Source organism: Arthrobacter sp. FB24 (assembly GCF_000196235.1).
In the GTDB taxonomy this organism is placed as follows: domain Bacteria; phylum Actinomycetota; class Actinomycetes; order Actinomycetales; family Micrococcaceae; genus Arthrobacter.
In genome coordinates, this window is record NC_008541.1 from 3,868,124 (window position 1) to 3,887,101 (window position 18,978).

At 65.4% G+C, this 18,978-nt stretch carries 21 protein-coding genes; 9 read left to right on the forward strand and 12 right to left on the reverse strand.

What is annotated here, in order from left to right; genetic code table 11:
- Nucleotide 1: 1 nt before the first annotated feature.
- The 3 genes from ARTH_RS17415 to ARTH_RS17425 all read left to right on the forward strand — a co-directional run bounded on the left by ARTH_RS17415 (nucleotide 2) and on the right by ARTH_RS17425 (nucleotide 3,411).
- Nucleotides 2-1,276, forward strand: a complete 1,275-nt coding sequence (locus ARTH_RS17415; RefSeq protein WP_011693259.1) for a DUF6986 family protein — start codon at nucleotides 2-4, stop codon at nucleotides 1,274-1,276.
- Nucleotides 1,277-1,286: 10 nt separating this feature from the next.
- On the forward strand, nucleotides 1,287-2,099 hold the full coding sequence (locus ARTH_RS17420; RefSeq protein ID WP_043431026.1) for a bifunctional allantoicase/(S)-ureidoglycine aminohydrolase: 813 nt from the start codon (nucleotides 1,287-1,289) through the stop codon (nucleotides 2,097-2,099).
- A 157-nt stretch (nucleotides 2,100-2,256) separates the two neighbouring features.
- A complete protein-coding gene (locus ARTH_RS17425; RefSeq protein ID WP_156810700.1) occupies nucleotides 2,257-3,411 on the forward strand; it encodes a serine hydrolase domain-containing protein in 1,155 nt (384 codons plus the stop codon).
- A 190-nt stretch (nucleotides 3,412-3,601) separates the two neighbouring features.
- On the opposite strand, the gene ARTH_RS17430 is transcribed toward ARTH_RS17425, so the two are convergent.
- Nucleotides 3,602-4,777 carry a zinc-dependent alcohol dehydrogenase gene (locus ARTH_RS17430; protein ID WP_011693262.1) on the reverse strand — a complete coding sequence of 392 codons (1,176 nt, stop codon included), beginning with the start codon at nucleotides 4,775-4,777 and terminating at the stop codon, nucleotides 3,602-3,604.
- Nucleotides 4,778-4,924: 147 nt separating this feature from the next.
- On the opposite strand from ARTH_RS17430, the gene ARTH_RS17435 reads away from it, so the two are divergent.
- Complete coding sequence (locus ARTH_RS17435; RefSeq protein ID WP_011693263.1) at nucleotides 4,925-5,143, forward strand: hypothetical protein; 219 nt, start codon at nucleotides 4,925-4,927, stop codon at nucleotides 5,141-5,143.
- Between the two features lie 9 nt (nucleotides 5,144-5,152).
- Here the strand turns inward: ARTH_RS17435 and ARTH_RS17440 are convergent, their stop codons facing one another.
- From ARTH_RS17440 to ARTH_RS17455, 4 genes are all read right to left on the reverse strand, one after another.
- Nucleotides 5,153-5,854: an HAD family hydrolase gene (locus tag ARTH_RS17440; protein WP_011693264.1), complete on the reverse strand. Its 702-nt coding sequence runs from the start codon at nucleotides 5,852-5,854 to the stop codon at nucleotides 5,153-5,155.
- 14 nt (nucleotides 5,855-5,868) lie between these two features.
- Entirely contained in the window at nucleotides 5,869-6,180 is a 312-nt protein-coding gene (locus ARTH_RS24330; protein WP_011693265.1) for a hypothetical protein, read from the reverse strand.
- A 144-nt stretch (nucleotides 6,181-6,324) separates the two neighbouring features.
- Nucleotides 6,325-7,197, reverse strand: a complete 873-nt coding sequence (locus tag ARTH_RS17450) for a fumarylacetoacetate hydrolase family protein (protein ID WP_011693266.1) — start codon at nucleotides 7,195-7,197, stop codon at nucleotides 6,325-6,327.
- Nucleotides 7,198-7,289: 92 nt separating this feature from the next.
- Nucleotides 7,290-9,083 carry a glycoside hydrolase family 15 protein gene (locus tag ARTH_RS17455; protein WP_011693267.1) on the reverse strand — a complete coding sequence of 598 codons (1,794 nt, stop codon included), beginning with the start codon at nucleotides 9,081-9,083 and terminating at the stop codon, nucleotides 7,290-7,292.
- A gap of 172 nt (nucleotides 9,084-9,255) precedes the next feature.
- Between ARTH_RS17455 and ARTH_RS17460 the strand changes: the two genes are divergently transcribed.
- A complete protein-coding gene (locus tag ARTH_RS17460; protein WP_011693268.1) occupies nucleotides 9,256-9,987 on the forward strand; it encodes a DUF72 domain-containing protein in 732 nt (243 codons plus the stop codon).
- A gap of 74 nt (nucleotides 9,988-10,061) precedes the next feature.
- The gene (locus tag ARTH_RS17465; protein ID WP_043430025.1) at nucleotides 10,062-11,120 is read left to right on the forward strand and encodes an App1 family protein; all 1,059 of its coding nucleotides are present in this window, start codon (nucleotides 10,062-10,064) and stop codon (nucleotides 11,118-11,120) included.
- 52 nt (nucleotides 11,121-11,172) lie between these two features.
- On the opposite strand, the gene ARTH_RS17470 is transcribed toward ARTH_RS17465, so the two are convergent.
- The 4 genes from ARTH_RS17470 to ARTH_RS17485 all read right to left on the reverse strand — a co-directional run bounded on the left by ARTH_RS17470 (nucleotide 11,173) and on the right by ARTH_RS17485 (nucleotide 14,012).
- A complete protein-coding gene (locus ARTH_RS17470; protein WP_011693270.1) occupies nucleotides 11,173-12,672 on the reverse strand; it encodes a GH1 family beta-glucosidase in 1,500 nt (499 codons plus the stop codon).
- A 39-nt stretch (nucleotides 12,673-12,711) separates the two neighbouring features.
- Entirely contained in the window at nucleotides 12,712-13,101 is a 390-nt protein-coding gene (locus ARTH_RS17475; protein ID WP_011693271.1) for a hypothetical protein, read from the reverse strand.
- 18 nt (nucleotides 13,102-13,119) lie between these two features.
- On the reverse strand, nucleotides 13,120-13,506 hold the full coding sequence (locus tag ARTH_RS17480) for a J domain-containing protein (protein WP_011693272.1): 387 nt from the start codon (nucleotides 13,504-13,506) through the stop codon (nucleotides 13,120-13,122).
- A gap of 80 nt (nucleotides 13,507-13,586) precedes the next feature.
- Nucleotides 13,587-14,012 (reverse strand): Hsp20/alpha crystallin family protein, encoded by a 426-nt coding sequence (locus tag ARTH_RS17485; RefSeq protein WP_043431030.1) that lies wholly within the window; start codon nucleotides 14,010-14,012, stop codon nucleotides 13,587-13,589.
- 143 nt (nucleotides 14,013-14,155) lie between these two features.
- Here ARTH_RS17485 and ARTH_RS17490 point away from each other — a divergent pair, with 143 nt between their 5' ends.
- Nucleotides 14,156-14,452 (forward strand): MerR family transcriptional regulator, encoded by a 297-nt coding sequence (locus tag ARTH_RS17490; RefSeq protein ID WP_011693274.1) that lies wholly within the window; start codon nucleotides 14,156-14,158, stop codon nucleotides 14,450-14,452.
- Between the two features lie 90 nt (nucleotides 14,453-14,542).
- On the opposite strand, the gene ARTH_RS17495 is transcribed toward ARTH_RS17490, so the two are convergent.
- On the reverse strand, nucleotides 14,543-15,325 hold the full coding sequence (locus ARTH_RS17495; RefSeq protein ID WP_011693275.1) for a phosphatase PAP2 family protein: 783 nt from the start codon (nucleotides 15,323-15,325) through the stop codon (nucleotides 14,543-14,545).
- Nucleotides 15,326-15,489: 164 nt separating this feature from the next.
- Between ARTH_RS17495 and ARTH_RS17500 the strand changes: the two genes are divergently transcribed.
- On the forward strand, nucleotides 15,490-16,602 hold the full coding sequence (locus tag ARTH_RS17500; protein WP_011693276.1) for a DNA alkylation repair protein: 1,113 nt from the start codon (nucleotides 15,490-15,492) through the stop codon (nucleotides 16,600-16,602).
- Nucleotides 16,603-16,769: 167 nt separating this feature from the next.
- Complete coding sequence (locus ARTH_RS17505; protein ID WP_043430028.1) at nucleotides 16,770-16,979, forward strand: hypothetical protein; 210 nt, start codon at nucleotides 16,770-16,772, stop codon at nucleotides 16,977-16,979.
- Here ARTH_RS17505 and ARTH_RS23230 read toward each other — a convergent pair.
- Both ARTH_RS23230 and ARTH_RS17515 read right to left on the reverse strand, forming a co-directional pair.
- Entirely contained in the window at nucleotides 16,965-17,813 is an 849-nt protein-coding gene (locus ARTH_RS23230; protein WP_011693277.1) for an NYN domain-containing protein, read from the reverse strand. The genes ARTH_RS17505 and ARTH_RS23230 overlap by 15 nt on opposite strands.
- Before the next feature lie 132 nt (nucleotides 17,814-17,945).
- A complete protein-coding gene (locus tag ARTH_RS17515) occupies nucleotides 17,946-18,977 on the reverse strand; it encodes an aldo/keto reductase (protein ID WP_011693278.1) in 1,032 nt (343 codons plus the stop codon).
- Between the last annotated feature and the right edge of the window lies 1 nt (nucleotide 18,978).

Genomic DNA, 18,978 nt, shown 5'->3' on the forward strand with positions numbered 1-18,978 from the left:
CATGGCGGTACCCTCCGGATCGCTCAGCGCTGCCGATCTGGCACAGATCGACGAACAACTGGCCGCCACCGACCAGCTGCTGGAGCGCAACTACCCGGGCGATGATGGCTCCCGCCAGCCGGTACATACCGTGTATGTACCGGCGGACCGTTTCACGCCGTCGTTCTCCGCTGAGTGGGGGGCTACGGCGCTGGCGACGGCGGAAGCCCACGGCGGCCTGGCCCGTCTGGGCCACCTGCTGGGCCAGGACGCCGAGCTCGCCGAGGCCGTAGCGGCGCGCGTCCAGTCGAAATTGGAAAGCGAACCGGTTGAGGACCTGCGCCTGGACTTCGAAGACGGTTTCGGGGACAGGGGCGACGACGCCGAGGACGCGGCCGCTGTTGCGGCGGCTTCCGCCGTGGCCGCCGCCGTTGCGGCCGGCACAGCTCCCCCGTTCATCGGCATCCGCTTCAAGTGCTTTGAGGCGGCCACCAGGGTGCGCGGCCTGCGCACACTGGACCTGTTCGTCTCCGGTCTGGCCGCCGCGGGCGAGCTGCCGCAGGGCCTGATCCTGACGCTGCCCAAGGTCACCACCGTGGCGCAGGTCAAGGCGATGGACTTCGCCGTCTCCCGGCTGGAGGACGTGCACTCCCTGCCCGCAGGCCGGCTGCGGTTCGAGGTGCAGGTGGAGACGCCCCAGCTCATCCTCGGTCCGGAAGGAACGTCACCGGTGGCGCAGCTGCCCCACGCCGTGCCCGGTCGGATCAGCGGTCTGCACTACGGCACCTACGACTACTCCGCCTCGCTGCAGATCTCGGCCGAGTACCAGTCCATGGAGCACCCGGTGGCTGACTTCGCCAAAGAAGTCATGCAGCTGGCGGTGGCCGGAACGGGCATCCGGCTGTCGGACGGCTCCACCAACATCATCCCCGTGGGCGACAACGTGGAAAATGCGTGGCGCCTGCACGGCCGGCTGGTGCGGCGTTCCCTGGAGCGCGGCTACTACCAGGGCTGGGACCTTCACCCGGCGCAGCTGCCCAGCCGGTTCGCGGCCACCTACGCGTTCTACCGCCAAGGCCTCCCCGCCGCGGCGGCCAGGCTGCGCAACTACGTGGAACACACCGAAGGCGGGGTCATGGACGAGCCCGCCACGGCACGTGCGCTAGCAGCGTTCGTGCTGCGCGGCGTCCAGTGCGGAGCCGTCGGCGCCGAAGACGTCCAGGCGCTTGCCGGCGTCGGAATCCCCCAGTTGACCGGCCTGGCCCACCCTCGGCTGGCCCACTCCACTTCGAAGTAAGGATCCAATGATGGGAAAGTATTACTACCCCCAGGGCGGCCTGCCGCCCCAGACCCACCTCACCACGGAACGGGCCATCGTCACGGAGGCCTACACGGTCATCCCCAAGGGCGTCATGACCGACATCGTGACCAGCACCCTGCCGGGTTTCTCCAACACCCGGTCCTGGATCCTGGCTCGCCCGATTGCCGGCTTTGCCACCACCTTCTCCCAGCTCATCGTGGAGATCGGCCCCGGCGGCGGCGCTCCGAAAGCCGAGTTTGAGCCCGGCGTCGAAGGCGTCGTCTTCGTCACCAAGGGCAAGGTCAACCTGACCCTCGACGGCGAACTGCACCAGCTTGAGGAGGGCGGCTATGCCTACTTGGCCGCCGGCTCCACCTGGGGCCTGGAGAACGTCTCGGATGACATCGTTTCCTTCCAATGGATCCGCAAGGCCTATGAGCGGCTTGAGGGTTACGAGGCAAAGTCCTTCGTCACCAGTGATGCCGAGGTGGAACCCACCGCAATGCCGGATACCGACGGCGCCTGGAAGACCACCCGCTTCACGGATTCCAGCGACCTGGCCCACGACATGCAGGTGAACATCGTGACGTTCCAGCCGGGCGGGGTCATCCCGTTTCCGGAGACCCACGTCATGGAGCACGGACTGTATGTCCTCGAGGGCAAGGCCATGTACCTGCTCAACAACGACTGGGTTGAGGTGGAGGCCGGCGACTTCATGTGGCTCCGCGCCTTCTGCCCGCAGGCCTGCTACGCCGGCGGCCCGGGCGAGTTCCGCTACCTGCTGTACAAGGACATGAACCGCCAGATCCGCCTGACCTAAGGCCTGACCTTCCCCACCCCAACTGACTGGCAGTTAACGTCGCCAAAACGCGGTTTCGCAACGTTAACTGCGGGTCAGTTGGGGGTTAACGGGACTTTGACCGGGTTGCGACGGCGGCGCCCGCTAGCTATTGACGCGTCGGAAAGCCCTGAGGAACATGAGTTCCGTGGCACGGATTCGCGCACTTCCGTTTCGGACGGCGGCCGCGGCAACCGTCACCGTTCTGGTCGCCTCACTGGGCGGCTGCACCGCGGCCCCGGAGCCGCCGTCATCCCTGGCGCGGCTGGCGGCGGAGCTGGAAGAGTTTGGCAACGAAATGCTCGACGACGGCGCCCCCGCCGTCCTGATGCAGGCCAAAGTGCGGGGTGGAGAATGGGCTCGCGCCTCCGGTGTCAGGAGCCTGGAAGGCCGGGAGCCGGTGGAGTCCGCCGATCAGGTGCACATTGCCGGCGTGACCGAATCCTTCGTGGCTGTATCCGTGTTCAAGCTGGTCGCAGAAGGGAGGCTGGGGCTCGAGGACGACGTCAGCAAGCATCTACCGGACTTTGGGGCCATCATGCACCCGCCAGGGCCGGTCACGGTCCGGCAACTGTTGCAGCACCGATCAGGGATGCCGGACTACATCATCCCGCTCCTCCAGCAGGGCAGCCTGCGCGATGTGCTGGCCACTGGCCGGAGCCACCGCGAATTACTTGCCTTGGCAGCGACCCAGCCGTGGAAGGGCCGGCTCGCACAGGGTTTTGAGCACTCCAATACGAACTACGTCGTGCTGGGCATGATCGTGGAACGGCTGCGCGGACACCGGATCGGCGACGTGCTGCGGTCTGACATCATTGAGCCGCTGGGGCTGCGTTCCACCTCGATGACCGGCTCCGGTCCGGCCCCGCCCTCGCTGGTCCATGGCTATGTCACCACCTTCGGCGAGCGCTTGGACGCCAGTTACGCCGCACTGCATGCGGGCGATCCTGCCGGAGGCTTGGTGTCCACCGTCAGCGATCTGAACGTTTTCTTCGCGGCACTCCTCCAGGGCCGGCTGATCCCCCGGGCCTTGGTCACGGAAATGCAGGACCCTCCCTATGCGCAGTACGGCCTGGGCATCCAGCGCTGGAACGATACCTGTACCAACAACTTCTACTACGGCCATGCCGGGCAGATCGCCGGGTACGGCGCCATTTCAATGTCCAGCGCTGACGGAACCCGGCAGGCATCGTTCGCCCTTGCCATTCCGCCGCAGCCATTCAGCTACACCGGCAACGGCATCGTGGACGACCTCACCGACGTCGTGGAGGAAGCCCTCAACGCAAGCTGTTAGGTCGCAGCTTATCCGGGGAACGGCAGGTCGTGCGGCCCTTCTGGCGGCACCCCGGGCGACGTAAAGTGAAGCATGCCCACCACGGCCGGCGAGGTCGGCCAAGCGCCAGCGTTGTCGCGTGGACCTTCCTGGCCGACCTGGGCAGGAGGGTTTCCCGGTGGAGGAAATTTTCCCGCCACCGGGCCCGCGGCTAGGGCTGCAGCACCACCTTGATGCAGCCATCCTCTTTTTTCTGGAATTTCTCGTACATCGCCGGAGCTTCTTCCAGGCCCACCCGGTGCGTCACCAGGTCCATGACGCCGAGCGGATCAGCTTCGTCTTCTACCAGCGGCAGGAGTTCATCGGTCCAGTTCCGGACATTGCACTGGCCCATCCGCAGCTGGAGCTGCTTGTCGAACATCGACAGGAGCGGCATCGGGCTCGCCTGGCCGCCATAGACGCCGCTGAGGGAAACCGTGCCTCCGCGGCGTACGGCATCCAAGGATGCATGCAGAGCCGCAAGGCGGTCCACGCCAGCGGTTTCCATGGCCTTTTGCGCCAACTTGTCCGGCAGAAGTCCCAGCGCCTGGTGGGCAAAACCTGCGACCGGGGAACCATGCGCCTCCATGCCGACGGCGTCAATTACCGAATCGGGCCCCCTTCCCTTGGTCGCCTCACGAAGCTCGTCGGCAATGCCCTTGGCATAGTCCATGGTTTCGATGCCATGCCGCTCGGCCATCGCCCGCCGCTCGGGTACGGGATCGACTCCGATCACACGGAGGCCGAGATGCCTTCCGATGCGGCTCGCGAACTGACCCACCGGCCCCAGGCCAAACACTGCCAGCGTGCCGCCCTCCTCGGTGTCTGCGTATTTCACTGCCTGCCATGCCGTGGGCAGGATGTCGGAGAGGAACAAGTAGCGTTCGTCCGGCAGCTCCGTTCCCACCTTGACCGGCCCATAGTCCGCATGCGGAACCCTCAGGTATTCGGCCTGTCCGCCGGGCACGGAGCCGTACAGCTCTGAATAGCCAAAAAGGGCGGCGCCTGAACCATGGCTCTTCACCTGCGTGGTTTCACATTGGGACTGCAGTCCGCGGAAACACATAAAGCACTTGCCGCAGGAGATGTTAAAGGGGATCACCACGCGGTCCCCTATGGACAGGTTGGTAACCGAACTTCCAACTTCCTCCACGATGCCCATCGGTTCATGCCCTATAACGTCGCCTTTGTGCATGTAGGGGCCGAGAACCTCGTAGAGGTGCAGGTCCGATCCGCAGATTGCGGTGGAGGTGACGCGGATGATCGCGTCCGTGGGCTCCTGGATGATGGGATCAGGAACGTTCTCCACGCTGACTGAGCGTTTGCCTTGCCAGGTAAGTGCCTTCATGGTGCGCCTTTCTCTCAGCAGGGAGCTTGAAGATCAGCAAGCTTACTATTCTTTGCAAGAAAAGCTAAGCACCCTGAGCAATCCCTTGCTAAGCAGGGCGACGGATCATAGCGTTGAGTAATCCGAGCATCGAGGAAAGGCAACGACATGACGCTTTATCAACCGGAGCCGGTAGAGATCTCAACGCGGATGCGTCCCGGCGAGTGGACCGAATCCAGCCTTGAAGAACTGATCACGTCATACCGGGCCAAGCTGATGGAAATGGGCGCGGGGCCCAACGATGTCATCACCGAAGTTGAGCGGGACGACGACGGCTCGGTCAGCGTCGCCGTCTCCTGGAACAAGGGTGCCATCGCGGACGTCTAAGATCCCCGGTCACTGCGAGCTTCCGGCGAGCCTGCCGATTGCACTGTCACGCAGGTTCGCCAGGAGCTCCCTCGGATTTTCATAGATTTCCACTGCGCCGGCCTCCAGCAGTTCAGCGGCGGAGGTGCCGCCGCAGGTGAGTCCTATGGTGGGAATGCCCAGCCTGCCGGCGGCGTAAACATCCCAGACGGCATCACCCACGTACACAACGTCCGCTGCCTGCAGGCCGACCGCGGCGAGGGCCGCTTCCAGGATGTCCGGAGCGGGTTTACCCTCTTTGGCATCGTTGGCACTGGTGGCGGCATGGATAAAGGCGTCGGCCCGCAAAGTGGCACGAAGTACCTCAAGGTCCCGCTGGCGCGCAGAGGAGGCCAGCGCGACGGCGAAGCCGCTTTCGTAGCATTGGGCTAAAAGGTCACGGGCCCCGTCGAGCGGACGGAGCGACGGCCAGAACGTGGCAAACACCGCCCCGTGGGAGGACATAATGGCGGAGTCAAGGGATTTGTCCCGGCCAGCCGGCAGGAGCCTGTCCAGCAGCTCCCGACCCCCCATCCCCACGGACCGGTGGATGGATGCCATCGGCACATCCAGCCCCGACTCCCGGAACGCCTGCCACCACGCGAGGGTATGCAGGTAACAGGAATCCACCAGGGTACCGTCGACATCAAAAAGTACGCCGCGCCTTCGCCCGCCAGGCCCGTTAGGCGACATGGTCGGCTGTGGACTCAGTAGTGCGTCCGGGCGCGTTTGACACCCGTGGCTCCGGTGGGCCTACCGGAACCCAGAACGCCGATGTTCTTGGGTGCCTTCACATGTTGCCGCACGGGCGGCTGCTTCAGCGGTTCCGAGTCCTGGCTAACGCTTAGGTCCCGGATCAACCCGGTTCCGGCGATCTCCCGGGCCTTGGCCACACCCGCCGCCGCGGCGCGCTTGGTTGGAAATGTCACCGAGATGGCCATCAGGTTTCCGCTTCCGTCGATGAGCTTGACGCGGTAGCCGCCATCCGGGGCATCAACCAGCTCGAAATGTCCAGCCATTGCAACTCCTCCGTTTTTACCCCAACCTGAGGTATTAGTAAGTATACTTACCTGTGTTGGATTCGGAAGTCCCCAGGAGTTGTCAGGCGCTGGCGCCCGGAGTTCCACAAGCCGGAACCCTTGGCGAGGGCTTTCGGGTTGCGCTTAGGGTGCCGTGGTCCGGCGGAGAACCTGGCGCTGGCGGCCCAGTCCCTCGACCTCCAGCTCCAGCACGTCGCCGTCCTGCAGGTAGGGAAAGCGCCCCGACAGAGCCACCCCCTCCGGTGTCCCCGTAAGGATCACATCACCGGGTTCCAGCACCATGAACTGGCTCAGGTGGTGCACCACGGCCGGGACGTCAAAGATGAGATCCGCCGTGGACGAGTCCTGGCGCAGCTCGCCGTTCACCCAGGTCCGCAGCCGCAGGGCCGACGGGTCCAGGTCTGCGGCCGGGACGAACCAGGGGCCAAGGGGCGTTGACGCGGGAAGCGACTTTCCCTTGACCCATTGCCCCGCCGCGCCCGGCAGCTGGTAGTCCCGTTCCGACAGGTCGTTGGCCAGCACGTAGCCGGCGACGCAGCCCGCGGCCTCGTCCACTGATTTCAGGTAGGAGGCTCGCTGTCCGATCACCACGGCCAGCTCAACTTCCCAGTCGTACTTGCGCGACAGCGGCGGGATGGGGGCGTCGTCGAACGGCCCTGCCACCGTGTTGCTTGGCTTCAGGAACACCACCGGCACCTCCGGCACCGCGGCGCCGGACTCGGCGGCATGCCCGGCGTAGTTCAGGCCGATCCCCACGACGGCGCCGGGGCGGGAAAGCGGGGCTCCGAGGCGGAGGCTGCCGGCATCGGGGATCTCGGCCAGGTCCCCGGCTGCGAGCGCGTCGCGAACCCGGTCAATGCCACCGGTTCCAAGGAACGTTCCGTTAATGTCGGCGGTGATGCCGGCGAGTGAATACCACTTCCCGTTGGACTCGGGCCCGCCGGGCTGAACGGCCGGCTGCTCCCTGCCGGCATCTCCAAGACGCGCAAATTTCACCGGTCCACACTCCTTCGTGCCTGTTCCAATAGGTTCCCTGACCATGGAACCACGCGGGGGACCGCGGTCCCCAGCTGAACCAAATGTGACCGTTAGTGCCCGTGCACGGGGGCGTCACTGCGCTGCACACTGTCCTCGTGCAGCTCCATGGCACTCATGACCAGCGCGAAGTGGCTGAACGCCTGCGGCGTGTTCCCCAGCTGTCGCCCCGCTTCCACGCCCCATTCCTCGCTAAGCAGGCCCACGTCGTTGCGCAGCGCCAGAAGCCTGTCGAACAGTTCCCTTGCTTCGCGGCGCCGGCCCACGCCGATGAGTGCTTCCACCAGCCAGAACGAGCAGGCCAGGAAGACGCCTTCGTCGCCCGGCAGTCCGTCGTCGGAGTCCTGAGGACGGTACCGGAGCACGAAGCCGTCGCGGGTGAGTTCCCGCTGCACGGCGTCGATGGTGCCCACCACCCTGGGGTCGTCGGGCGGCAGGAACCCGACGCGGGGTATGAGCAGCAGGCTCGCGTCCAGCTCGGGCCTGCCGTAGGACTGGACAAAGGTGTTGCGTTCAGCGTCGAAGCCGTTCGCCATGACGTCGGCGTGGATAGTGTCGCGCAGGACCTCCCAACGGTCAGCGGGTCCCACCAGGCCGAAGTCCCGGACGCCCTTAACCATGCGGTCTGCCGCGACCCAGGCCATCACCTTTGAGTGGGTGAAGTGGCGCTGCGGCCCGCGCATTTCCCACAGGCCGTTGTCCGGCCGTCGCCAGGCCCCCTCGAGGTGTTCCATCAGGGCGACCTGGACGTCCCAGGCTTCGTCGGTATGCTTCAGCAGGGAGTGCCGGGTCAGGGCCAGGCAATCCAGTACCTCGCCCCACACGTCCAGCTGGAGCTGACCCGCGGCGCCGTTTCCGATCCGAACGGGGGTCGAATTTTCGTATCCGGCCAGCCAGGGCAACTCCATCTCCGGCAGCCGCCGCTCGCCGTGGATGCCGTACATGATCTGCAGGTCGGCCGGGTCCCCGGCCACCGCCCGCAGCAGCCAGTCCCGCCAGGAGGCGGCTTCCTCCGTGTAGCCGGCGGCGAGCAGCGCCTGCAGCGTCAGCGTGGCATCCCGGAGCCAGCAGTACCGGTAATCCCAGTTGCGCGGTCCGCCCAGCTGTTCCGGGAGGGACGTGGTCACGGCGGCAACAATGCCGCCGGTCGGAGCGTACGTCAGCGCTTTGAGAGTGATCAGCGAGCGCTGGATGGCCTCCCGGTACGGGCCGGTGATCTTGCATCGGGCGGACCACTCCCGCCAGAACGATTCCGTTGACTCCAGGTACGCCTCAGGGTCAATGGCCCGGGGGCGGTCCAGGTGGCTGGGGGTCCAGGTCAGCACGAACGGGACCCTCTCGCCTGCATGGACGGTGAAGTCGCTGACCGTCTTCATGCGTTCGCCGCGCAGCGGGGCCTTGGTGACCAGATAGGCCGCATCCGGCCCGGCGACGGCGTGGATGCCGTGCTCATCATGCCGGACCCACGGCACGATGTGCCCGTAGTCGAACCGGAGCGCCAGTTCGCCGCGCATACGGACGGACCCGTGGACACCCACAACTATCCGCACAATGTCCGCCACGCTGTCCCGCGGCGGCATGAAGTCGATGACCTTCACCTTGCCGCTGGGGGTTTCCCATTCGGTCTCAAGAATCAGCGTTCCCTTGCGGTAATGGCGCCGGGTGCAGTCCCCGGCCCCGGCAGGCGCCAGCAGCCACCGCCCGGCCTTCGGCGTGTCCAGCAGCGCATTGAAGCAGGCGGGGGAATCAAACCGCGGCAGGCAGAGCCAGTCGATGGAGCCTTCAGTGCTGATGAGGGCCGCCGTGTGAAGGTCCCCCACTACCGCGTAGTCCTCGATGTGTGCCATGGACCTTACAGTGCCACAACCGGACCGGGCCGACTACTATCCAAGGCATGCTGCAACGGAACTTCGGAAACTCGTCCCTGACCGTGTCCGACCTCGGATTCGGCCCCGGCCATGTTGGCCTTGACGACGTCAGCGCCGCTGCTGCGGCGGCTGGCTGAGTTCGAAGGACGCCATGGGGATCCACATCGGAACGTCCGGCTGGAGCTATGACCACTGGGAGAACGTGCTCTACCCGCCGGGACTTCCGGCGCGCGACCGTCTGGCCCACTACGCGGCCCGTTTCGGCACGGTGGAGCTGAATGCGAGTTTCTACCGCTGGCCGCGGGAATCATCCTTCGCCAGCTGGCGCCGGCGCCTTCCCGACGGCTTCATGATGTCCGTCAAGGCCCCGCGCGGACTGACCCACGCGAAGAAGCTCTACGCCCCCGAGGTCTGGGTTGAACGGATCATCAGGTGCTGGCATGAGCTCGGCGACAAGCGGGCGGTCCTGCTGGTCCAGCTCCCGCCGGGTTTCGCCCGCGACGACGCCCGGCTTGACTACTTCCTCGCGGCGCTGCCCTGGTGGGTGCGCGTGGCGGTGGAATTCCGCCACCCCAGCTGGGACCATCCCGAGGTATATGCCCTGCTGGAACGCCACGAGGCTGCCTATTGCATCATGAGCGGCGCCTTCCTGCCCTGCATCCTGCGGGCCACGGCGCCGTTCGTGTACGTCCGCCTGCACGGGCCGGACCATGATTACCTTTACGGGGGATCGTATTCCGACGACGACCTGCGGTGGTGGGCTGACCGCGTCCGGGAGTGGCAGGGCCAGGGCAAGGACGTCTTCGTCTATTTCAACAACGACGGCGGCGGCAACGCCGTGCGGAACGCCGACACCCTGCGATGGCTGTTGGGCGACGGCTGACTCTGTTGTTACGGTGCGGCGCCTTAGTGGCACCGCGCGGTTGGCGATGGGCGCCGTTGTGGCAGAGTGGAGACATGGAATTGGCGTCGCAGGAATCATCGGTGTCCGGAAATCATGCGTTCCGGGCGGCCCACAAGGTCTCGGACACGGTCAATACCGCCCGCATCAAGCTGGCCCGGCGCTGGAATTTTATTCCGCAGACGGTCGCCTACCAGGGGTACGGCTCCACGTCGTGGGTGCGGGTCCTTGGCCGGGTGGTTCTGACCACCAAACCGAAGCCGGGCAGCCGCGCCGAGCACGCCGCGAAAAACGGCAACCAGAACATCCGCGGCTGGCGGGCGTTCACCAGCGTGCCCCTCCAGTTCACCGAGGTGGACATCGAGATCGAGGGGGTGACCACGCGCGTCAAGGCGGACCGAGGCGGCCTGGTGGACACCGTGGTGGAGGTAGCGCTCTCCCCCGGCTGGCACACGGCGACGCTCCGGGCTGTCGGAACCGAAGCCGTGCAGGCCAATATCATCGTGATAGGTCCTGAGACCAAGTTCGGCATCGTGTCGGATATCGACGACACCGTGATGGTCACGGCGCTGCCCAGGCCGTTCCTGGCCTTGTGGAACACCTTCGTATTGAGTGAGCGGGCACGGATGGCCACGCCCGGCATGCCGGTCCTCATGGACCGGCTGGTGGTGGAGCACCCCGATGCGCCGGTGATCTACCTGTCCACCGGGCCGTGGAATGCCGCACCCACGCTGGCACGGTTCCTGACCCGCAACATGTACCCGGCCGGTCCACTCCTCCTGACGGACTGGGGGCTGACCCAGGACCGCTGGTTCCGGAGCGGCCAGGAGCACAAGAACGGGAACCTGGACCGGCTCGCCAAGGAATTCCCCGACATGCGGTGGCTGTTGATCGGCGACAACGGCCAGCACGACGAACAGATCTATTCGCGGTTCGCCCGGGATCATGGCGACCGCGTAGCCGCCATTGCCATCCGCCAGCTCTCGGTCGGCGAGTCCGTGCTGGCCGGCGGCCACTCGGAGAACGGCGACCACACCGGTTCAACCGTTCCGTGGATCTACTCCCCCGACGGCGCAGGCATCACCAAAGGCCTGGCCGACCTCAGGATCGTCTGATTCAAGCACCCTTGCCGGCCGGTGTGCATACCGGCCGGCCGCAGGTGACGCGTCAGGCTACGGGCTCCGGTTCCCCGGCTGCACTCTCGCCAACAGCCTCAGCCGCGGCTTCCTTGCGGGCTTCCTGCAGCTCCTGCAGCCAGTAGTAGGACGCCTTGGGCGTTCTGGCCATCGTCTCGAAGTCAACATGCAGGAGTCCGAAGGGCTGTTTATAGCCCGCGGACCACTCGAAGTTGTCGAGAAGGGACCATACGTAGTAGCCACGCAGGTCAATGGATTCAGCAGGTCCCCCCGGGCTGGTGGCCTCCACCGCGCTGGAGATGTGCTCGGCAAGATAGCGCAGGCGGCGCTCGTCCGGAATGATGATCCTGTCCCCGGCCTTGTCCCGGACCACCACATCCTCAAAGCTCGCTCCGCCTTCCGTGATGAAGACGGGGGGCAGCTCCGGGTAGCGTTCGGCCATCTCGGCTAGGGCCACGGGCATGTAGTCGGGCCTGATCGGCCAGCCGTACGCAGTCGTCTCGGCATCCGGAAACTCAGTGATGTGGAACGGTGCGCCGGGAGCGCTGCCGCTGAGGTCATCCCCCATGGCCTCGGCCATCCCCGGGGGAACGGCGCCGTCGCCGGGACCTGCCGCAACCCGCGTTGGCATGTAGTAGTTGAGCCCGTAGAAGTCCAACGGCTGCGAGATCAGGTCCATGTCCTCATCGGAGGGGCTGAACGAGCTGAAGAACGTGGCGGCCCGGACGACGTCAGGGTACTTTCCGAGGAGCACCGGATCCGCGAAGAGCCTGTTCTGGAAAACGTCCATCAGCGCCGTGCTCAGCTTGTCCAGCGGGTTGATCGAGGCCGGAACCATGGGCGAATAGACATTGGTGATGCCTATTTCGCCGGGTACGTTGGCAGCCCGCAATGCCTGCATGGCCAGGCCGTGGCCGAGGAGCTGGTGGTGGACTGTGGGGAGCGCTTTGAGCAACTGCGATTCGCCCGGCGCGTGGAGTCCCAGGGCGTAGCCGTTGGTGGTCACGGTGGCAGGCTCATTGACGGTGACCCAGCGGGCCACGCGGTCGCCAAAGGCCGCAGCCGCAATAGAGGCAAACTCGCCGAGCCGGTACGCCGTGTCCCGGTTCAACCAGCCGCCGGCCTCGTCGAGCGGCAGCGGGGTGTCCCAGTGGTAGAGCGTCACCATGGGTGAGATGCCGCTGGCCAGCAGCTGGTCCAGCAGCCGGTCGTAGAAGTCGATGCCCTTCGGATTGACCGGCCCGCTGCCGCCGGGCTGGATGCGGGACCAGGACAGCGAGAACCGGTAGGAATCCACCCCCAGTTCCTTCATCAGCGCAACGTCTTCAGGCATGCGGTGGTAGTGGTCGCAGGCTGTGACAGGGCTGTGGTCGTCCACTATGGCGCCGGGCTTCCGGGCAAACACGTCCCACCCGGAGGGCCCGCGGCCGTCCTCGTCGAGGGCTCCCTCAATCTGGAAGGCGGCTGTGGCCACGCCCATCGTGAAGGACGGCGGGATCCTGGCAGCCAGGTCTTTGGCGGAGTGCTTCATCTGCTTGATCCCTTATGTAGTTCGGGTGGTGGACTGATTTTAGTGCACCGCGGCGTCGGAGCCGAAGAGGAATTCCTTGGCATGCGCCAGGGCTTTTTTGAACGCGTCGTTGCGGAGCGTAATCAGGTGTTCCGTCTCATCCGCTGCGGGTTCAAGGTAGCCCGTGAAGCCAGGGCGCAGCACCCAGATATCGCCGCCCGGTGGGAGATAAAAGACCCCAAAGGACCGGTGCTGGCTGTCATCCGGCGTCCAGACGGGCACCACGGCCAGTGCCGCACCCGTCTCCGGATGGATCCACTGGGCCCGCGGCAGCGGCTCCTCATGGGCTTCGGGGTCCAGGAACGGGGCCGTGCCCACGCCCCACCTTTGCTCAAAGCGTTCATGGAACGCCGGAATCAGATGGGAATCATAACGGCGCCAGGCGCTCATGGATTGCTCCTTCTCTACTCATCCGGTGCCCGGCCAGGGGCCGCGCTCCCAAAGCACTGGTGTGACCCGCAGCAACGGCGGCTGCGGAGTGTAAGTCCGGCGGACCGGCACCTCACGGGGTTCTCCCCCGCCAGGACGGGAAACGGATAATGTCCGGTCGTATTCAGCACGCGTTTTGGCATCACTGAGGACCGCAAAGGCTTCCATAATGCCCAGCAGCCCGTTATTGTCCGCGCCGCCGTTTTTCGGTCCGCCGCCGGTGTCCGGGCCGGCGCTGCTGGACCTGCCCTCGAGGTCGGGATGGTGGAGGCGCATCAGCGCCCGGTAGGCGCGCGATATCTCCTGCCTTGTGGCTGTCCTGGCCACGTTGAGTACGTCGTAGTAGTCCGGGGACTGGTTGATCATGGCGGTGCCACTTCTGTCCGCTGCGTGGCGGGGCGGCCGCCGGCACCGGCCGGCTGCCGCCCCGCGGGTTCCACTGGGGACTAGGTGCTGATCTCGTGCATCTTGTCTTGCTTGGTTTCGATTTCGATCTTGCGCGGCTTCGCCTGTTCGGCAACCGGGATGCGGAGAGTCAACACGCCGGCGTCGTAGCTGGCCTTGACGTTGTCCGTGTCCAGGGTGTCGCCGAGGATCAACTGGCGGCTGAAGACGCCGCGGGGGCGCTCCGAAACGACCAGTTCCACGTTGGGCTGAGTTTGATCGCGCCGTTCAGCCCGCACAGTCAGCACGTTCCGCTCAATATTGAGGTCCACAGAGTCGATGTCGACTCCCGGCAGATCGAACGCGACTACGAACTCCCCGTCCTCCTGCCAGGCATCCATCGGCATGGCCGCGGGCCGGGCCGCGGTTCCAAACACCTGCTGGGTAAGCCTGTCCAGTTCACGGAACGGGTCCGTACGCATCAACATCATTTCCCACTCCTTCAGCATGTGGTTATTGCATTCTCTTGGGCCGCCCGCCTCACATATCTATGGTGGCGGGTATAGATTTTTTATAGCACCGGTGGGAGACTGTTGCAAGACCAATTTGCACGAATTTTTCGGGGAGGATCATGGCCGAGCGCAATGCGGAGACAGGCCTCTACGCGATCTCCGTGGTGGCCCACCTGGTGGGAACGGGCCAGCAGAACATCAGGCTTTACGAACGGAAGGGTCTGCTCACTCCGGACCGCACCTCTGGAGGGACGCGGCAGTACAGCGACGCGGACCTCGCGGTGCTAAAACGCATCGGTGAACTGCTGGACGAGGGGCTCAACCTGGCCGGAGTGGCGAAGGTGCTGGAACTCGAGGCAGCCAATGCGAAGCTCAGGATCGAGCTGAAGAAGGCCCGCTCTCGCCCGCGGGGCTGACCCCCGCAGAGGTGATTTACGCAGATGATCGGGTATTCAGGTCCGGCCGCCCGCGATCAGGTAGGACTCCCCAAGAAGTTCCGCCTGCTCCTAGCTTTCCACCGTATCGGCCTTGGACAATTCACCGGTGATCTGTTCTCCCGGGATGCGCGCCGTTCGCCACGTGTCCAGGGCGATGACGGCGCCCAGAACGACGAAGGAGATGAACAGAGAGGCCAGGGCGTCGCTGACCCAGTGGTAGCCGAGGTAGAGCCGGCTGATGGATGCCAGGAAAATCCCGAAAACGGCCAGGGCGAAGGCGGCCACCGCCGGCCAGGTACTTTGGCGTCGCGAGAAGATCAGGAACGTGGTGACCAGCAGGAAGTCGCAAGCACCGAGCACGTGCCCGGAGGGGAAGGAGAAGGTGACGTCCGGACCGAACAGCATGAGGTCCAGCGGCGGCCGCTGCCGTCCGACCGACCGCCCGATGATTTGGGCGAGCGCAACTCCGGTGAGCATTGCCCCGGCCAGCAGCATGGGCCGCCAGGCGTGCTTGGCGGCGATGCCCCAGGCCACGGTGACCACCAGGACGATGATCGGCAACGCCACTGGCCCGAACACGATCGCAAGGAAGATCATGACGGCGGTGAGCGGCTCCGACCGCTGGGTGACAAGCCACGCCCTGACCGGCTCGTCCATGAAGGTAAGGCCGTCTTTTCCGAGCACCCCGGTCAGGGCGAGCGAAAACAGCACCGCGCCAACAATCATCAGGGTCACTGCGATGCGGTAGAGGTTCTTCCTGGAGTCAGCGCTCATGAACCGCTCTTCGACCACGAATTTGTCGTGGAAGACCCGCCACCAGTGGGGCGATTTCCGTGATCGATCTTCAGTCATGTCCCGCTTCCGCCTATGCAGTCTTGAAAATTTGTGTCCGCTGAGATTATCCCGATTCCCAGGATTTGGCTCGCGGCGGCACGAAGAGCCAGTGCCGCCTGGCCACCGGCAGCCAGGCCGGGACGGGGCAACGGCAACCTGGCTGCACACGGTAGCCTGACTGCATGGGTGCCATGAACGAACTGATTGACCAGGCCGCCGTCGGCCGGCTGGTTCGGGTCCTCGCGGACGCCGCCCCCGGGGCTTGCTGGTCCAACCTCGGCGACGCAGGGTCTTCCCTGGGGAACCTGAGCCTTCGCGAACGCACCGATCATGTGAGCCGGGGACTGCTCGCCGACTTTGCCGCTGCCGCCAGTCCGGCGGACTATTCGACGGCGGCGCGCGTCTTCCGGAGCGCCCTCCTGGATCCTGGCTTCACCGGCTGGACGCTCTGGCCGGTTACGGAAACAGCGGTAACGCTGGCCTTGAATTCGACCCGGTCCGCGGATTTTGAAGACTGCCTCCAGCTTCTGGCCGAACTGACTCCGCGGCTGACCGGGGAATTCGCCATCCGGCGGATGCTGGCCGCCGACCTGGACCGTGCACTCGCCGTCGTCCTGACCTGGACCGCCCACCCTGACCAGCATGTGCGCCGCCTCGCCAGCGAAGGCACCCGACCGTATCTCCCGTGGGCGGTCCGGATTCCCGGCCTGGTCCAGCGCCCGGACGCCACGATTCCCATCCTGGACGCGCTCTACCGGGATCCACACGAGTACGTCCGGCGTTCAGTGGCCAATCACCTCAACGACCTGGCACGCCATTCTCCCGAGGCGGTGCTGGCCGCAGCTGCCGGCTGGACTGCCGCGCCGGACGCCAATACTCCGTGGGTGGTCCGGCATGGACTCCGCACCCTCGTGAAGAAGGCCCACCCGGGCGCACTGGCCCTGCAGGGGTTCGCTCCCGCGTCCCTCTCGGTATCCCCGCCGAGGCTGGACCGGCACACCGTGGCCCTGCCGGCGGACCTCGCCTTCGAATTCGAGATCTCCAACACGGGTGTCGATCCGGCCAGGCTCGCGGTGGATTACATCGTGCACTACATGAAGGCAAACGGCTCACAAACGGAGAAGGTCTTCAAACTGGCGGCCCTGACCCTGAATCCCGGCGAAACCCGGACAGTGTCCAAACGCCATGCGTTCCGCCAGATGACCACCCGGGTGCACCATCCGGGCAGCCACGCTCTGGAGCTCCAGATCAACGGCGTCCGGTACGCCCACACGCAGTTCCTCGTCGAGATCTGACCTGGAGGGTTGATCCCAGCGTCGGCAACGCGGCGGCCTCCGAATCGAGAGGCGTTCCCGGCCCCAGCGCACGCGCCCGACTTCCACGCAGTGAGTGTGATTTGCTTCACACCCTCTTGGTGGATAGCATTCCATGACTGTTAGCGTTCACAGAAGAGGACCCCCGGATGACCGCCCCCGCACCTGACCCAACCTCAACCTGGCAGCAGTTGATTGGCAGCCGGGTGGAGCTGCGGCTCGACGGCCGGATAGTCCGCACCGGGGAGGTGGAAGACGCCACCCATGATTCCTCAGTGATGTGGCTGCGCTTCGACGGCAACCACGGCCGACAGCTGGTGTCCAAGACCGACGGCTACGAGGTTCTACCGCTTAGCTAAGGGAACCGCTCTCGCTTTGGCGTCGGTCGCCGCCCGGGCGACAGGCTTGCTGGTCACTTTCAACCCGCAGCCTTCCTCGGCAAATGCCTTCAGGGTCTTATATCCGAAGGTCCTGTAGGTCACGTTGGGCCAGCGGTCCCTCAAGAGCTGGCCGAGGCGGGGAGCGTTCACCAGGCCTTTCACCCAGAGGGAGGGATCGTCTTTGAGGAACGCATGGACACTGGCTGTGTAGAGTTCAAGCTCGGTGTGCTGCCCTCCGGTTTTCTTCCGGCACGGCTTTGCCGAGGCCGGGGGCTTCTTCACCGCCGGGACAACCGCGGCGGCAGGCGGCGCCGGGATGTCGATGACGTGGAAATGGTCGGCCACCGACTGCAGGACCTTGTTGACGACGCCGGCTTTCGGCTGTGACGTGGTGGCCACGAGCGAACGCTTTCCCAGCGCATGCAGGCGGCGGAGCAACGGGACGAAGTCGCCGTCTCCGCTGACAACCACAAAGAGCTCGATCCAGGGCATATCAGCGGCCACTTCCAGTGCATCAACCACCAGTTCAATGTCCGCGGCGTTCTTGCTGCTCTGGTCAAACGAGAAAACCTGCACGGGCTTGATGTTGTGGGCCAGCAGCTGGCTCCGGTAGCCGCCCATATCTGCCCTGCCCCAGTTGGCATATGCCCTCGTCAGTGCCGTTTGCCCGCCAAGACCCGTATCCTCCACGACCTTTTCGATGTCACGCACGACCGTGGCGAGCGGTACGGACGTGACGTCGTTCTTGTACCCGCCAAAGAGATTCTCCATGTCCAGGAAAATGGCGACGTTCCGTTGCTGCGACCCTGCCACGTAGACCGTCCTCCCCCAGCGAATAGTAAACAGATCCTATCCCCCAGCAGGCGGTCGGTGACAAGTAAGGGAGGCCGACGGCGGCAGCCTCCTGCCGCCGTCGGCCTCCCTTGTCAGTTGCTTGTGCGCCGGCTACCGGCCGCCCTCAATCTTCCGGTTGCGTTGCTCCTGGGCCATGGGACCGTACGGGTACACGCCCACCCGTGGCTGGCTGGCCTCGGTCAGCCGCCGGGTCTCCTCCTCCGTCAGCTCCAGGTCCGCGGCTGCGAGGTTGTCCGCCAGCTGCTCCGTGGTGCGGGCGCCGAGGATCACGGACGTAACCGCCGGCCGGTCCGCCAGCCAGGCCAGTGCCACCTGGGATGCGCTCACTCCGTGGTCCGCCGCGATCTTCTCGACCGTTCCGATGACCTCCCAGGTGCGGGGATCGTCGTTGCGGGCCTGCCAGGCTTCCATGCCGCGCTTGGGGTTCTCGCCCAGCCGGGTCGCGCCGGCCGGAGCCTCATCGCGCTTGTATTTGCCGGAGAGCCAGCCTCCGCCAAGGGGGGACCACGGCAGCAGCCCGATCCCCGCGTCCAGTGACGCAGGAACAATCTCTGATTCGATCTCCCGGACCAGCAGGCTGTACTGCGGCTGCAGTGTTACCGGCGCGCTCCAGCCATGGGCCTTGGCCAGGTGCACCGCCTTGGTCAGCTGCCAGCCCAGGAAGTTGGAGAACCCGTAGTAGGCGATCTTGCCGCTGCTGACGGAGTCATGCAGGAAGCGCAGCGTCTCCTCCAGGGGCGTAATGGGGTCCCACGCGTGCATCTGGTACAGGTCGATCTGTTCGACGCCGAGACGGCGCAGCGAGTCGTCCAGCGCCCGGGTGAGGTGGCGGCGGGAGGTTCCGAGGTCGTTCGGGGCCTGCCCCATGGGGAAGCGTCCCTTGGTGGCCAGAACGGCGCGGTCCTTGACGTCGGGACGGGCGGCCAGCCAGCGGCCGATGATCTCTTCCGAGACGCCCTGGCTGTAGACGTCCGCAGTATCGATGAAGTTGCCACCTGCTGCAAAGTAGTCGTCAAGAATGGCGAAGGATGTTTCCTCGGTGGCCTCTGCGCCAAAGGTCATGGTGCCCAGCGCGTAATTGGAAACGACGGCGCCGCTGTTGCCTAGTGTGCGGTATTGCATG

Excerpts from the sequence above, each read along its gene's own strand:
- ARTH_RS17435 (WP_011693263.1), top strand. The coding sequence starts at position 4,925 with ATGACGCTTTATCAACCGGAGCCGGTAGAGATCTCAACGCGGATGCGT.
- ARTH_RS17475 (WP_011693271.1), bottom strand. The coding sequence starts at position 13,101 with ATGAGCGCCTGGCGCCGTTATGATTCCCATCTGATTCCGGCGTTCCAT.
- ARTH_RS17420 (WP_043431026.1), top strand. The coding sequence starts at position 1,287 with ATGGGAAAGTATTACTACCCCCAGGGCGGCCTGCCGCCCCAGACCCAC.
- ARTH_RS17490 (WP_011693274.1), top strand. The coding sequence starts at position 14,156 with ATGGCCGAGCGCAATGCGGAGACAGGCCTCTACGCGATCTCCGTGGTG.
- ARTH_RS17485 (WP_043431030.1), bottom strand. The coding sequence starts at position 14,012 with ATGTTGATGCGTACGGACCCGTTCCGTGAACTGGACAGGCTTACCCAG.
- ARTH_RS17480 (WP_011693272.1), bottom strand. The coding sequence starts at position 13,506 with ATGATCAACCAGTCCCCGGACTACTACGACGTACTCAACGTGGCCAGG.
- ARTH_RS17440 (WP_011693264.1), bottom strand. The coding sequence starts at position 5,854 with ATGTCGCCTAACGGGCCTGGCGGGCGAAGGCGCGGCGTACTTTTTGAT.
- ARTH_RS17495 (WP_011693275.1), bottom strand. The coding sequence starts at position 15,325 with ATGACTGAAGATCGATCACGGAAATCGCCCCACTGGTGGCGGGTCTTC.
- ARTH_RS17425 (WP_156810700.1), top strand. The coding sequence starts at position 2,257 with ATGAGTTCCGTGGCACGGATTCGCGCACTTCCGTTTCGGACGGCGGCC.
- ARTH_RS17415 (WP_011693259.1), top strand. The coding sequence starts at position 2 with ATGGCGGTACCCTCCGGATCGCTCAGCGCTGCCGATCTGGCACAGATC.
- ARTH_RS24330 (WP_011693265.1), bottom strand. The coding sequence starts at position 6,180 with ATGGCTGGACATTTCGAGCTGGTTGATGCCCCGGATGGCGGCTACCGC.
- ARTH_RS17500 (WP_011693276.1), top strand. The coding sequence starts at position 15,490 with ATGGGTGCCATGAACGAACTGATTGACCAGGCCGCCGTCGGCCGGCTG.
- ARTH_RS17470 (WP_011693270.1), bottom strand. The coding sequence starts at position 12,672 with ATGAAGCACTCCGCCAAAGACCTGGCTGCCAGGATCCCGCCGTCCTTC.
- ARTH_RS17460 (WP_011693268.1), top strand. The coding sequence starts at position 9,256 with ATGGGGATCCACATCGGAACGTCCGGCTGGAGCTATGACCACTGGGAG.
- ARTH_RS17515 (WP_011693278.1), bottom strand. The coding sequence starts at position 18,977 with ATGCAATACCGCACACTAGGCAACAGCGGCGCCGTCGTTTCCAATTAC.
- ARTH_RS17430 (WP_011693262.1), bottom strand. The coding sequence starts at position 4,777 with ATGAAGGCACTTACCTGGCAAGGCAAACGCTCAGTCAGCGTGGAGAAC.
- ARTH_RS17505 (WP_043430028.1), top strand. The coding sequence starts at position 16,770 with ATGACCGCCCCCGCACCTGACCCAACCTCAACCTGGCAGCAGTTGATT.
- ARTH_RS17455 (WP_011693267.1), bottom strand. The coding sequence starts at position 9,083 with ATGGCACACATCGAGGACTACGCGGTAGTGGGGGACCTTCACACGGCG.
- ARTH_RS17465 (WP_043430025.1), top strand. The coding sequence starts at position 10,062 with ATGGAATTGGCGTCGCAGGAATCATCGGTGTCCGGAAATCATGCGTTC.